The organism is Adhaeribacter radiodurans, assembly GCF_014075995.1.
In the GTDB taxonomy this organism is placed as follows: domain Bacteria; phylum Bacteroidota; class Bacteroidia; order Cytophagales; family Hymenobacteraceae; genus Adhaeribacter; species Adhaeribacter radiodurans.
The window spans coordinates 2,929,788-2,945,456 of record NZ_CP055153.1; the positions used below are offsets into that span (position 1 = coordinate 2,929,788).

Genomic DNA, 15,669 nt, shown 5'->3' on the forward strand with positions numbered 1-15,669 from the left:
AAGGTGATTTTGAAGTTAACGGGTTATATACTTTTTTTTCTCAGTACTAGTTGGTTAGCTGCTTCGTGCGTACCCACGCACCGGTTAGAGAAAAACCAAAATTTATTGTATTCCATTAAGCTGAAAGGGGTAGCGGTAAATGACCCTGCTCAAATTAGCACCTTATACAAACAAAAACCAAATCGTAAGTTTTTAGGTAGTACCCCCTACTTGTCGCTTTATTACTTTGGTAAAAAGTTTTATAATCCAAATAAAATTCAAAGATGGATAGACGAATACCGGGTTCAAACGGATGCTAAAATTGCGGCGGCTGGTACGGATTCTGTCAGGATTTCGAATATATTGGCTAAACGGGAACAACGATTAGCGGTAATGACCCGGAAAAGAGAAGAAGGCAATTGGCTAATGACCGTGGGAGAACCGCCTGCCATTTACGATACTACAAAAACGCAGGCTACCCTGCGTCAGATAAAAACCTACCTGAACACCAAAGGCTTTTTTCATTCTAAAGTAACGTACACCGAAGAAATCAAAGAAAAGAAAGTTTACCTTAATTTATTAGTAGATGAGGATAAACCCACTAAAATTACTCAAATTACCCATGCTATTGCCGATTCGGTTATCGCCCACATTGTAGACTCTGCGCAAACTGCGGCTTTGTTAAAAGTTGGTCAGAATTATGACGAAGAAATTATTGATCAGGAACGAAACCGGCTGGAAATTTTACTACGCAATTTAGGCTATTACGAATTCCGAAAACCATTTATTACGGCCAAAGTAGATACCAATTATGCACCTTATACCGCCCATTTTACCTATTTAATTGCCAATAACAAAGATAATCAGCCCCATAAACAATACCGGATTCGCGAAGTAAGTTTTATCGGTGATGCCGGTTTAAAACGCTTTGGATTTAAGCGAGATACCATTTGGTACAATAATGTTAAATACCTGGCTTACCGGCACAGAATAAATCCTAAGGTACTTGATTCTAAATTAACCATTTACCCGCGCCAACGCTACAGCCTTGATTTAACTCAGCTTACCCAACAGCAATTAAATAACCTGGACATGTTTCGGTTTAATTCCGTAAATTATACCATTTTACCTGACTCCCTAGGTTCTCCGCAGCTAGATGTTTTTGTAAACGTATCGCCTACCAAAAAGTACCAGGAAACCAGCGAAGCTGGCGGAAGTTATACTGCTCGTTTACCCGGCCCGTTTGTGAACCTGCGTTTAAAAGTGCGGAATATATTAGGAGGCGCCGAAATCTTGGATATTGGTTTAAGAGGAGGTTTGCAGGGCCAATATAGTAGCTTAGATTTTAGCGAATCTATCTACATGAAAGACTTTGGGGGGAATATCGGACTTACCTTTCCGCAGTTTTTGGTGCCGTTCCGGGTAAATAAACAATTTAGTAGGTTTAACCCGCGCAGCCGCTTAAATGTATCTTATACCTACGTTGACAGAAGGGAATATGTGCGAACCAACCTGGAAACTACTTTTGATTACATTTGGCAACCCTCTACAAAGGTGCAGTACGTTTTTACCCCAGTAGATATTAGTTTAATAAAAACACCGCGGCTTTCCCCGGACTTCGAAGCTTTATTGAATAAAAATACGACTTACGGCCAAAGTTTTACTAATGCAGTAGTGCCTAGTATTAATTTTACCCGGTTTTATAACGATTTCCGCAATAATAACTCGGGGCAATTCTGGCGTTTATTCATTGAAGTAGGCGGGTTAACTGCTCTGGCGGCCGAACAATTTAGATCTAAGGAGCAGCTGAATTATTTAGGCGACTTACGCTTATATAAGTTTTACCGGGTAAACAGCGATTACCGCAAATATTTAAAACTATCCAACAAATCTTTTTTGGTGTATCGTTTGAATATTGGCTTAGTGCAGCCTTTTAAATCGGTGGGTTTGCCTTACGATAAATATTTTTTTGGCGGGGGTGGTTCCAGCATCCGGGCCTGGCGTCCCCGGCGGTTAGGACCGGGAGCATATTACGCCCAAAGGCCCATGCGCGACCCGGATACGAACCAGATTATGCGGGATAGTTTCGGAAACGAAATAATGGAACGCGATTACGATACCGAACAACCCGGTGAAATGCTCATTGAAACCAACCTGGAACACCGGTTTAACATAGTGGGTTATTTGAATGGCGCATTTTTTATTGATGCGGGTAATACCTGGATGATTTCCGAAGATAAAAACCGACCTGATTCCCAATTTGAATGGAGCGATTTTTTAAGTGAATTTGCGGTGGGAGTTGGTACCGGTTTACGTCTGGATTTTAACTTTTTAATTGCCCGTTTCGACTTTTCGACGAAAGTATTCGATCCTGCTTTTACTTATGGTAACCGCTACGTTTTAAACCAATTCACTTTAAAAGATATCTTTAACAGAAATAATAAGCACACAACCTTTAACTTAGGGATTGGTTATCCTTTTTAAGTTAAATGAAAGCCACTTGACCAATTAAATCCGAATGGAAGAGGAAATCGTAATTTAATTGGAGAAGTGGAATTTTAGGTTTTATTTGATGAATTATATTTTAAATAACCGGATAATAAAAATAATTCTTTGAATTTATTCGCGTTACTAATCAGTAAGTTAATTTGTTAAAATTTCGTTTAATTCATTTTGCCAATTAAATTTTCTAAGTTCATCTGTTAAATCATGCGGTTTATCAAAACACTATATTTAGTATTTTATGTTGTTTTAGTTTGACCGTGGTGATTTTAACATGTATAATGTTAACAACACTATATTGCAAGTTCCATGAAAAGTTATTTTGATTACAAGTATGCCTCTAATTCACTAACTTATAAAACTAAACCGGCGATTACCCGATTAAAACCTGGCCCAGGTAAAAGTTCTTCTAAATCTCGGCTTTTTAATCGCTCTTTTTGGATCTTGTTGTTATCTAATATATTCTTTCTATACATTCTACTATATAAGTTTTTTAGTTAACTAAAAAGAATTAGTAAGAACATAGAAAAAACCTAATTTTCTCAAAATAATTATCTTAACGCCACCCCATCTCATTAAGCCCGTTTAAAGGGCTAAGGAGATTATATTGCATATACTGATTGGTCATGAAAAAATTTCACGTCTTATTTTTTCTGTTTTTACATTTCCTTCTAAATCAAAACGCCTTATCTCAAACAGGCAAAGACGGCACCCGGACCATTATCACTTTTAATACAGTAGTAAATACACCTCTTGTACTAAACACGAATTACCAATGGAATTTAGCCAATACCTTGCGCTTCGATCCAAACTTGGCTAATACGGCAAATGTTACTTTTAAATTTACCGTTTTAGACAACGCAGGCGCAAATGATGCTTCTTACGCTACTGTTACCATTCCTATAAACGGAGAACCCGTGGCTGAGGATCAGACTAACAGCTTTGCTTTATCAAACTTAGCAGGCATAACTTTATTAGATGCTTTAAACGGAACCGATGATGTGTCTATTAGTACCTTTCGGTTTAGTGTTTTGCCTTCTGCTTCGCAAGGAGTATTGTACGTAAATAACATACCGGCTACTATTAATACAGCTTTTTCCTGGACTAACCGGAACCAGATTCAATTTGATCCGGCTATAGGCAATACGGCTAATGTTACTTTTAGCTATATTGTAAAAGATAATGAAAATGCCGAGGATGCTTCTGCCGCGGTATTTACTATTCCTCTAATTTCTACCGACCAGGATTTAGATAAAGTGGCTGATATAATCGATTTAGACGATGATAACGATGGCATTCCGGATTTACTGGAATCCAATGGTTTCAATCCTTCGGCCGATGATGATAATGATGGAATTGAAAACTATCGGGACCCAAGCTTCCCTAATGGTGATTACAACAGTGTAACGAAAGTAAATAATTTATTCGATAAAGACAGGGACGGTATTATTAATGCCTTTGATTTAGATTCAGATGGCGATGGCATTACCGATGTGGTAGAGCAAACTCCCTTTGGAAGGGTTCCCAGTTCTAACTATAGCGCCAATACCGGTCGCTTAACAAGTCCGGTAGGTGCTAATGGTATCCCGAAGAGTTCCACTACTATTACGGAAGGGAGCCTTAACGATTTTGACGGAGATGGCCTATACAACTTCCTCGATTTGGATTCCGATAATGATGGTTTGCGGGATTACCTGGAAGCCCAGGCCTCACCTGGTAATCCTGTAATTACGCCTAAAGGCACTGACGCCGATAAAGATGGGATTGATGATAACTATGATGTGACTTGCGGTTGTTCAGCCCCTTCCGGATTAGCCCTGTACCCGGTAAACACCGACGTAGATTCTTTCCCCGATTATCTGGATCAGAACAGTGACGAGGATGCCTACGGCGATGCCATTGAAGCCTACGATAATTCAAACCCGGCGCAGGTTTCGGGTTATTCCCTTACGGAATTAAAAGATTTAGCTGATCAGTTTAGAGCAAATGCTCTGGCGGCTGGTAACGGCCCGGCAACTGCTTATTACAGCAATACAAATGATTCAGATAACGATAGTATTCCGGATTGGTTAGAAGACGATGATGAAGACGGACGTTTGAATTACCTGGAATATGGTTTAAGTTATTACCACGATTCGGATAATGATGGCTGGTTAGATTTATTTGACTCTACTACTTTCGGCACGGAACCAATTCCAAATTATGCTTTCCGGCAAAGCGATATACTCATACCCTTACCAGTAGGATTAATTAAATTTATTGCCCGGCCGGAGATGCATGGAGTTCAATTGCACTGGGAAACGGCTTCGGAAGAAAAAAATAATTATTTTGTTGTTGAAAGAAGTAGCGATGGAATTTCTTTTGAAACCATTGGCCAGGTAAAAGGCGTCGGTACGACGCAGCAGCAAACTGCCTATTCTTTCCCCGATAAAAATCCGCTAAACGGAACCAGCTATTACCGTTTAAAAATAGTAGCCACTGATGGAAATAGCCGATTTAGTAAAATTATTGCCGTTAAACGCGAGAGTAGTATTAGCTCCCTTCTTAGGACTTTCCAGAACCCAACAACTGGCGAGTTCACCTTGGAGTTTAGCGCCAAGTCATCCGAAGAAGTGCACATAATTATTACCAATGTTTCAGGTCAAGTAATTTATACTCAAAAAAGAACTGCAACGGTTGGTCTTAATGCTTTCCGTTTAGATATAACCGGAGTTCGCAGTGGTACCTACCAGGTTCAAGTAAGAGGACGGCTACTTAATCTGGTGCAGCGCCTTGTAAAAAATTAAAATTTTTACCACCGGAAACTAGCATTTGGTACATAAGTTCTCCGGGGTAAACAAATATTCAATTTTCTTAATTCTCTTTTAGTAATTTATTTCTTTAAGGTAATAGCAAATCACATAAACATTCTTCCATAAGCTGAAATAAAAAGTTGTACTCCTACTCTAATTTGTTTTTTGGACTAAAATAATTAACAAACAAATATCAGGTAGCTATAAAAACTGACACCAGTTTGGCTGCGGAGGTCCTTCTAAGATTCTGGTGCGCAGCATTTCGACGAAGGAGGAAAGGAAGCTTAGACCCGCCGGGAAGAGCCAAACGAGGCCCGCCGGCCATGAAGCAATGCTTGAAGTTAGCAAACTAGATAGCACCAGAGCCTGTAGACTTGAACAGTCTACATACATAAAAGACATTTATCTAACTAAAATGTTCTTTCCCTTTTAGCCTGTTTGACAATTACTTTATACTAATTAGTATACATCCTGCTCCTAAACTACAATAAGAATCAACCTAAGTTTAATTTTAAGCTTCATTCGCTAACAAATTTACTTTTTTAATAATGCAGGAGGTGATTAATGGCCTTAGCAACTTTATCGGCATTTGGCAACATTTTACTTTCCAGGCAAATGTTTAATGGTACTGCTGGTACATTTTCTGACCCTAAAGTTAAAATAGGCGCGTCTAAATACCGGAAGCATTTCTGCGATAATCGACCAGCTAAAGATTCAATAAAAGAGTTGAGCAAGGGTTCTTCCGTGAGCAGTAAAGCTTTACCATGCCGCTGAATGGCTTCTTCTAAAAATGCTTCGTTTAAGGGATACAAAGTGCGTAAATCTATAATTTCAATTTGACCTTTAAAACCTTTGGCTGCTTCCCGCGCCCAGTAAATACCCATTCCGTAAGTAATAACTACCAGACTTTCTCCTTGCATTTTTTTATCGAGGTCAGCGTTTACTACCTGGCAGGGTTGCCCTAACGGTACTATATAATCGGCAGCTGGCTCATATGATTTAGCTTCTTCGGTGCCCGGCAACTTCGACCAATATAATCCTTTGTGTTCCAAAAAAACGACCGGGTTTGGATCTAAAAAAGCAGCTTTCATTAAACCTTTCATATCCGCCGCGTTTGATGGATACACTACTTTTATACCCCGGATGGTGAGTAATGCTGATTCAATGCTACCCGAGTGGTAAGGTCCGCCGCCACCGTAAGCGCCAATGGGTACCCGAATAAGGCATTGTACCGGAAATTTACCTTGGGTGAGATAACAAGATTTAGAAAGCTCTTCTACCAGTTGATTTAACCCCGGCCACATATAATCGGCAAACTGAATTTCAACAATGGGCTTGGCTCCTACTGCCGCCATACCCGCCGTAGAACCAATTATGTAGGCTTCCTGAATAGGGGTATTAAAAACCCGTTCATCGCCGTACTTGGCGGCTAACAGAGCAGCTTCGCGAAAAACGCCGCCTAGTTGTTTACCTACATCCTGGCCGTAAAATAAAGCTTCGGGGTAATCTTTTAAAATTTCTTCAATGGCGTGTAAGGCCGCATCTACCATGGTCACTTTTGCCGCTCCAATTGGATGCCGGGTGCCCGATTCCTGAACAATAGGAGTTGGTGCAAAATCATGCTGGTAAATGGTAGTTGGGTCCGGTTCTGGTGCTATTACTGCCCGGGAAAAAGCTTCTGCTACCAGTTGCAATATTTCTTGTTCTATTTCTTCTAATTGAGCTATTGTTTCGCCAGCTTCTACTAATTGGGCCTGTAATTTAGGAATAGGATCGTTTTTAAGAGCAAGTTCGATACTCTCGCCCCTGTACCATTCTTTACGTACGCCCGAGGTATGATGACCCAGTAAAGGACACTTGGCATGTACCAAAATTGGTTTTCTTTCCTGCCGCGCATAATTAAAAGCCCGTTTCATCCCGGTAAAAGAATGAACAAAGTCAGACCCATCAATGCGCATGCGTTCTAAACCTTTAAAGCCTTGGGCAAATTCATAGGCATCCATTGCCCGCATTTCCGACCCTTTAGCCGATATTCCCCAGTCGTTATCCTGCACCAGGTAAATAATAGGCAACTGTTTAAGCACGGCCATTTGCAGGGCTTCAGATACTTCTCCTTCGGTAACGGCGCCATCTCCTAACGAACATAATACCACACTTTGGCGCTCCAGCGGAATTATACCTTGCGCTTCCAGAAAACGAATGGCGTGGGACATGCCCGTAGCCGGAATGGCCTGCATACCTGTAGCCGAACTTTGGTGCGGAATAATGGGCAAACCTTCTCGCCTTACCGATGGATGACCATAGTAAATACGTCCACCAGAAAAAGGATCATCGGCTTTAGCTAGTAACTGGAGCATGAGTTCATACGGCGTAAAGCCTAAGCCCAACAGCATGGCTTCGTCGCGGTAATACAAGCAAGCATAATCGTGGCCACTTAATTGAAAAGCCGTAGCTAGCTGAATAGCTTCGTGTCCCCGGGAAGTGCTGTGCACGTAGCGGCAAATCTGCCGGTTTTGTTCGTACGTATTGGCCATGGCGCGGGCCGTTAGCATTCGGGAATAAGCTTGGAGCAGAATTTTCAGATAAAGTTCCAAAGATTTGGGTTGCGTTATATTTGCCATTAGGTTTACGTAAAAACATACCCTATGGCTATACACTCGCTTCAGGAAAAACAGATTGCCGTTCCAATAATTATTTACTTATATAGTTAATAAATACTAATCTAAAGTTTTAATCTTAAGCATTATATAAATAGAACTAACCCTAATTATTCTATATTCCCACGTTTTATCTTTAAAAAGTAAATATTTATATCGGAGCTATTTCGCATTTAGTAAAAAAAGTAATAACATTCACTCAAGGTGGTGCCCCAACCACCTTAAAGGAGCTGCCAACAAACTAATAGTTGCGGAAATTACCCGATAATGGCTAAACTTCTAAAATGCAAAGCAGCTTCATCGTTAAAAAAGTAAATAGTTTTATGGATTAGGGAAGCGCGTTTTAAAGTAGTTTTGTACGGTTTCCATCTTACTTTTATTCCGTTACCTTACCAGCCCATTAGAACTAAATTTAGTAAACGAGATAAAAATTATTTTAATTAGTCCACCCGATTTGCTTTAGAACAAAATATGAAGAAAGAAATAGAAGCTTGGTTTCGTGATTTTCAGGATCGATTATGTAAAAGTTTGGAAGAATGTGATGGGAAGGTCACGTTTCAGGAAGATAATTGGCAACACGAAAGTGGCGGGGGCGGCCGCTCCCGGGTTATTCAGAATGGGGCTATTTTCGAAAAAGGGGGCGTTAATTTCTCCGCCGTTTCGGGAGATATGCCTACGGCTGCAGCAACTAAATTATTAATGCCTGATACCCGATATTTTGCCACCGGTGTTTCCGTTGTGCTGCATCCTGAAAATCCTCTAATTCCGATAACGCACATGAACGTACGTTACCTGGAAGCGGGCAACGGCGAAGCCTGGTTCGGGGGTGGAATAGACCTCACTCCTATTTATCTGGATTTACAGCAGGCGCGTTATTTTCACGAACAACTCAAAACCGTGTGCGATCGTCACCACCCTAATTATTACAGCCGGTTTAAACAATGGGCCGACGATTATTTTTATTTACCGCATCGGCACGAAACCCGCGGCATTGGTGGTATTTTCTTTGATCGGCTAACGCCTTTAGAAGAAGATTTAACTTTAGAACAACTCTTTTCTTTTGTGCAGGAAGTTGCCGATATTTTTGCCCCTACTTATACTACTATTGTTAACCAGAACCGAAATTTAGCTTACACCGAACAGCAAAAAGAATGGCAGTTACTTCGCCGTGGCCGTTACGTAGAATTTAACCTGGTACACGATCGGGGAACTAAATTTGGTTTGGAAACCGGTGGCCGGGTTGAATCCATCCTGATGAGTTTACCCACTTACGCTTCCTGGAAATACAACTTTAAACCCGAACCCGGTAGCGCCGAAGAACAAACCCAGCAATACTTAAAAAAGAACGTGGATTGGCTACACGTTTAATTCATTCTGCCTGAATATTGCTATTTAAGTTGATAGCAATATTCAGGTGATTTAGTAAATTTATAATTGTTCAGGTAGTTTCAATTCTTAATTCTTCCTAGGTTTCTCATTTACAAACCAGGTTTATTTACTTATACAACTTACAATATTTTTTAATAAGTAACTGGGCACAATTAGTTTACTGTACAGGATGATTGAATCGATGTTAATAAATAATTGAAATTCAATTATTTATTAACAAAATATCTAACATGGGATATTTGGATACTTATGTCTATTTACTTGTTATAGTAAGTAGTACAAGCTTTAAGTTTACTTCTATTCCCTTGCATTTCTTCCTTTTAATTTTTATATTTACTTAAGGTAAAATTAATTTTTTGAGTTCACCTTCTCCCACTGTCTACCATTCTGACAGTCTGTAATAAATTATTGTTTTTTAGCTCTCTTCCTTATTTATTGATTTTATAAGTAGCAGGAACCAAAAATTAAAGTTAAAGAATTTTGATTTCTGCTTACTGTCGGCCATTTCTGATCTTAGACTTACTTATTGGGATTATAGTTCCTGCTTTTACACCAGCATTTACTACAGCATAGCTTAACTCATTACCCTGGTTGCAGCAATATTTTACTTTTACGCACACCCGTCTGCACCTCGTTTTAAAAAGGGTGGTACTATTCGCATTTCAGAACAAGCAGGAGCTATTTTTAAAATTTAATCAATATCCGTTTAAGGATGCCTTAAGTAAGTGAGTTAAAAATTTTAATAAAACTTGGCGGCATTAATGTACAGCGGTACAAGTAGGCTTCCCACCTTCCATAGATACTTTCTAGCGGAATTATTGAATCTTAAAAAGCTTCTTTCACGCAAATGAGTTTTTATTATAGATTTTTAAAACTGTTTTTTATTGCTTAAAACGAAAAATGTAGATCGGTATTCCTTTAAGTTATTTTTAAAACCAAACCCTTTAAACAGCTTTTGATCTCGTTCTATATCTCTATTTTGAAAATTTTTCATAAACCTAAAAACGTGTTTTATGCTATGAAACTTACTTTACTAATTACTTGAATTGATAGCCTGGTAGATAATTTTATTATTTCTAGAATTTGTTTTCAGTTAAGCCAACTCTTTTTATAGTCCATTTTCTAAAATATTCCTTAATAATTTCCTTTCCGTCACTAGGGCTGTACTGAATTACGAATAGCTGCTCTCTTCCTATTCTTTGGAGAAAACCTGTTTTCTCCTTTAGATAAATGATTCCAGAATTGCTTTCCGAAAAGTTACTAAACAAACCCTGTTTCTCATGGAATTATTTCATACTCCAATAAATAATGGTACTCGGAAAATACTTTTAGAAAGAACCATATTCTATTTTAAAAACTTATTTTCCCGCACTCTTCTACCTTCTTACTTAATTAGAATTCTTATTCTGATTATAAGCTTTTATACCTATACCCAAGAAGCATTCGCGGGTGATGGGCGAATAGCAGTTGCTCCAACTAATAGTTTTGGTATTAGGGGGGTGATGGATTTCTCTGTAAATTTTCGTTACATACCCGCTCCGGCGGATATTACCCGGGTTAGAACGGCCATCGAAAATGCCAGTGATATTATTTGCGATGCCACTGATGGGCAAATAGTTTTTGGTACGGTTACCATTACGGCTGGTGGAACCAACGATGACCGCGCCGATGTATGGATTTTACCCCAAGGTGGACGTTCGGGGGTAAGCTTCTTTTTTAATGGGAGCGGTTTTGGTAATCTGGGTTCTCATATTGATTTGTACCAAGGAGGAATAGATGGAGGAGTTCTGGCCCATGAACTAGGCCATTTGGCTTTTGGATTGGGAGATGAATACGATGAACAATGCCGTTTTGGTGGCCCATGCGGTATAGGTCAGGCTTTCGATCCGGGTACAATAGATGCCCGGAATAATACTTTAATGCAGCAAAGCGGTATTGACCAAACAGAATTTACGGTAGCGGCAAATCATGATCTTCTTCGGGGCGATGGTACTAATTGCGTTACCAATAATTGTGGCGGTACTGCCATGGATTGCAGTACCTGTCAGGGATTCAATGGGAACACCAATCGTTTTGAATCTTCACAACATACGCTTATTCATGGCGGTAATTCAGAATGGCAGATTATTGCCAACAATTACCCTGCTTTGGGAATTGTAATTCCAGCTCTACCCGTAGCAGCTCGACCCGTTAATTGCCGGGCTTTTCTCAATATAGTAAATACGGTAAATGCCAGTGATCTGGTTTGTCTGGTAATAGATCGCTCCGGCAGCATGACGGCAAATGATGCCGGGGGAGCTACCCGCATGGAATTTGCCAAAGCTGCTGCCCGGGCCTTTGTTGATGTTTCACTTGGCTTAGGAAATAATTACCAGCTAGGTTTAGTTTCTTTTAGTGATGCCGCCACTGTTCATCAACCCGTTCAATTACTAACAACTGCTTATGCCGCCACGTTAAAAAGTTCTATTGATGGAATAAGTGCTGGTGGAAATACGGCTATTGGCGACGGATTGCTTGCCGGTGCTTTTGAGATGGTTGGAAAAAAAGGTGCTAATCCTACCCTATTCCTGCTTTCGGATGGGCAAAATAACCGGGGTACCAATCCTGAATCCGTAATTCCGGTTCTGCGCAGCCGGGGAATCCGCACCTTTACCATTCCGGTGGGCAATGGAGCAGACCGGCCGTTGCTATCTAATATTGCCGGTACTACCGGCGGAAGAATGTTAGACGCTCCCACGGCAGATGAACTCCCGCCTATTTACATGGAATTGGCGGCTATTCACAGCGGCAACAGTTTAGTATTACCCCGTAAGGAATTTTCTTTATTTGGTCAAATTATAATTGGTGCCCCTAAAGGAGCCGATACCCCGAAAGGTGCTTTAGTAGAATTCGAAAATTATCCAATAAACGTGGAAGCCGATGCGCAGGGATTAGTTGTTTTTATTTCCAACCGTAATCCGGATATTCAGAACTGGTTTCCTACTTTTACCATTACTGGTCCGGATGGTAGTGTTATCACCCCTCAAAATCAACCTTTTATCGGTACCGATACCTATTATCAAATCATCCGGATACCCAAACCAGCTCCCGGTTCCTGGAATATTAAATTAGAATCTGCCAGTGGTAGAGCCACCTTCGGGCATGTGTTAGCTTTTGTTGAAAATCCTTCCCCCGATTTACACGTAGATGCTTTCCCGAAAGTGGCTTCAGAATCCGATACTATTACTTTATCGGCCATGGCTTCTTACGTAGCTGAAATTGACGAAGGCGTAGAATACAGTGGTTTTATAATGAGGCCCGATAGTTCCACCGCTCCATTACACTTCACCCGGGACCCATATACCCGCAAAGTTTCGGCTTCCTTCGCCGATTATAATGGCCGGGGAATCTATCAGGCTACCATCCAGGCCGTTGTTTCGGGCGGGGCTAAATTATTCCAGGGCGAAAGAATTTTTGCTGGTAAAGCTGATCCGGGAATTAATGTACCTTATTTTACGCGGACAGCTACGGCTTCGTTTTTCCTGAACACTCCTTCTTTCCCGCCCAGTGGCTCTAATGATCCGGACAAAGATGGCATTCCCACCGATGTAGAAGATAAATTCCCCGATGTAGATAATGATGACATCCCTTGTTACCTGGACGAAGACTCCGATAACGACGATATCCCTGATTCGGTGGAAGCGGATAAAGATCTCAACCAAAATGGCATACTCGACTTTGTCGAACCCAAAGATCCTTCTACTTGTCCCGGGGGCCAGTCTAGTCTTAAACTAGGCAAGATCTCGGTTCAGCGGCCTACTTGCGGCAACGCCAACGGTAAAATACAAGTTACCGTTTCCGGCGGCGCGGGCCCTTATACCTACAAGTGGAGCCACCTGACTGATTTAGATGCTGCCTCAGCCAGTAAGCTGCCCGATGGTATTTACAGCGTTATTATTACCGATGCTAAAGGCTGCAGTGTATCTTCTGTTTTTAATTTGCTTCAGGACTGCTCTAAAAATGTGGTGGTGCAAAACAACTGCCCGGATAAAGTGGTGCAAGGTTGTAAATGGAATTTCCGCTTGAAAGTAGATATGCGCAAATCGGCCGCTCCACATAATCTGTTGGGTAGCTTCACCGGTAAACTCACCTGGGATCCGGCTCAGTTAGAAGCTCTCGGAACAGCTCAATTACTAAATAAGTACAAAGGTTTTGTTCGGTTAGATAAAGCCGCTGGTACTTTAAGCTTTAATGGCGCTAATTCTACCGGAATGGCCGGGGTGGTAGACATTCTGAATTCCAACTTTATTACCAAAGCCAAAGCCGGCGAAAAAATCAGCCTGAAAGCAGAATTCTCCGTTATGGCGGCTGCTAAAACCTACGCCAACTTGACTTCTAAATTACTAATCCAGATTTGTGAGCCAACGGTGAGTAAAGGAGGCGGTATATTAGGCGATGTAAATACAGATGACGCCGTTAATTCGACGGATGGTTTAATTGTTCTGTCTTATGATGCCGGCAAATCCGTGCCGAAAGGGGCAAAAACCCGGATCGATCAAGGCTTTGGGGATGTGAACTTAGACAAGAAAACCAATTCTGCCGATGGTTTAATAATTCTGGATTATGAACTCCGGGGTACCAGTAAATTCCCGGTAGGTACACCTTTCTGTCCGGCTGATGCCAAGGCAGATTCCCGCCTGGCCCAAACCAACAATAAAGGTAAAGTTATGATTACGGCTAATGGATCGGTGAATAAGCAAGATGCCTCCTGGATTGAAGTACCCGTAATAGTAAACATGACTCCTACCCAGGAAGAATTAGGCAGTTTCACCACGACTATTAAGTGGAATACGGCCGCGCTGGAACTCTTAAGCTTTAACGGGGGACAATCGCAAGGTTTTGAAGATCCTATTGTGAATACCGATGAACTCAAAGCAGGAAAATTAACTATCGTAAATGCTAATCCGGCGGGGGGTAAAGGCGCGGTTCACATATTTACTTTACACTTCAAAAAACAAAGTTTACTAAGCGAAAAAGATTTCACTTTGGATTTCTCTAGTTTAGCGAGCGCGCATAACTTCAGTGATTTAACCGCAAATATCCAAACCCAGGTTAGTTTAACCGATGAAGCATTGGATAATGATTTTGAAGTGGCCCCTAATCCATTTAATCATTCTACCATTGTTCAATATAAAGTTAAAACAGCCACTCAGGTGGATATAAGTGTGTACAATTCGGTGGGAGAAAAAGTAGCTACTTTAGTGAAAGAAAAAGTAAAAGCGGGCACCCATTCCTATAATTGGAACACTAGCACTGGTAACTTAATGCCGGGTATGTATATTATCAAAATGCAGGCCGGTAAGATTACGCAAACCCGGAAGGTAATCTATTACAAATAATAAAGTTTAGTTATGTAATACAAAGCCTGCTCCAAAGCAGGCTTTGTATTTATATTAAAAGCAACGGCTAATCCGTTTCATAATAAAAAGTATTTGTCTTAAATTAGGTTTAGTGCATAAATAAGATTATGGCTTATTCAGAGATAATTTAAGGTGTACCGGGAGATCAAATGGTAGGTTTTAAGCGTGTCTTTTATTAAATTCTGACTTTATGAAAAGTATAATTATAATATTACTTGTGTTGGCACCGGTACTTACTTGGGCAGATCAACCACCCTGTTGGTGCGATTTCAGCATTCAATCGGCTAATAAACATTTTGTTGCCCACATTAAAGGAGTAAAGAACTCAACTAAAACCAACCCGCCTTATGGACAATGGGAAATATTTGTATATAAAAAAGAAAATAAAGATAGTACCCTGCTTTGGAAAAGCCACTACCTGTACGATGGTTACACCGATGGCATATTATCGAACGATGGACAAACTTTTGCCTACGTAAATTATTGGTACCAAAATCAGGCTCCGGTCATTCAGCTATACCAAAATGGTAAACATACCGGTAGCATTGCGGGTACTGCTTTTAACATTCCTTCTCCTAAACTAACCACTACCGTATCGCATAAATTGTGGCTGAGCCGGGATGGTCAATCTTATGAGTTTACCGAGGATGACCAGAAGAAATATCTTTTAAAAATAAATACTATTGATGGTAAAACTCATCTGATTGATTGTTTCAAAGGAGAAATTAAAAATTAAGTATTAGTACCTCAAGTTATATCATGAGTATGGGAGGTTCCATTAATTTTTTTTATAATTAGAGAAAAAGAAGGATAATGAATAATAAACTTGAATAATCAATTTGTATTAATATATTTGTTTTACTCAGATTTTTATTAAAATCTAACTAATGATTTATTAAAGTGTAATTCCTCCAATTCATATTATCTATTTTTTAATTAATTTTTATCAAA

The 15,669-nt window shown here is 40.3% G+C and carries 7 protein-coding genes; 5 read left to right on the forward strand and 2 right to left on the reverse strand.

Annotated features, from left to right (window positions below):
* Positions 1–3 precede the first annotated feature (3 nt).
* Both tamL and HUW48_RS12005 read left to right on the forward strand, forming a co-directional pair.
* A complete protein-coding gene (gene tamL, locus HUW48_RS12000; protein WP_182415897.1) occupies positions 4–2,463 on the forward strand; it encodes a translocation and assembly module lipoprotein TamL in 2,460 nt (819 codons plus the stop codon).
* Between the two features lie 644 nt (positions 2,464–3,107).
* On the forward strand, positions 3,108–5,267 hold the full coding sequence (locus HUW48_RS12005) for a T9SS type A sorting domain-containing protein (protein WP_182415898.1): 2,160 nt from the start codon (positions 3,108–3,110) through the stop codon (positions 5,265–5,267).
* Between the two features lie 199 nt (positions 5,268–5,466).
* On the opposite strand, the gene HUW48_RS27275 is transcribed toward HUW48_RS12005, so the two are convergent.
* Positions 5,467–5,598 (reverse strand): hypothetical protein, encoded by a 132-nt coding sequence (locus tag HUW48_RS27275; protein ID WP_262891511.1) that lies wholly within the window; start codon positions 5,596–5,598, stop codon positions 5,467–5,469.
* 217 nt (positions 5,599–5,815) lie between these two features.
* Positions 5,816–7,894 carry an alpha-ketoacid dehydrogenase subunit alpha/beta gene (locus HUW48_RS12010; RefSeq protein WP_182415899.1) on the reverse strand — a complete coding sequence of 693 codons (2,079 nt, stop codon included), beginning with the start codon at positions 7,892–7,894 and terminating at the stop codon, positions 5,816–5,818.
* Between the two features lie 507 nt (positions 7,895–8,401).
* Here HUW48_RS12010 and hemF point away from each other — a divergent pair.
* The 3 genes from hemF (at position 8,402) to HUW48_RS12025 (ending at position 15,454) form a co-directional block, all read left to right on the forward strand.
* Positions 8,402–9,298 (forward strand): oxygen-dependent coproporphyrinogen oxidase, encoded by an 897-nt coding sequence (gene hemF / locus HUW48_RS12015; protein WP_182415900.1) that lies wholly within the window; start codon positions 8,402–8,404, stop codon positions 9,296–9,298.
* A 1,301-nt stretch (positions 9,299–10,599) separates the two neighbouring features.
* A complete protein-coding gene (locus HUW48_RS12020) occupies positions 10,600–14,697 on the forward strand; it encodes a VWA domain-containing protein (RefSeq protein WP_182415901.1) in 4,098 nt (1,365 codons plus the stop codon).
* 211 nt (positions 14,698–14,908) lie between these two features.
* Positions 14,909–15,454 carry a hypothetical protein gene (locus HUW48_RS12025; protein ID WP_182415902.1) on the forward strand — a complete coding sequence of 182 codons (546 nt, stop codon included), beginning with the start codon at positions 14,909–14,911 and terminating at the stop codon, positions 15,452–15,454.
* The last annotated feature ends 215 nt before the right edge of the window (positions 15,455–15,669 follow it).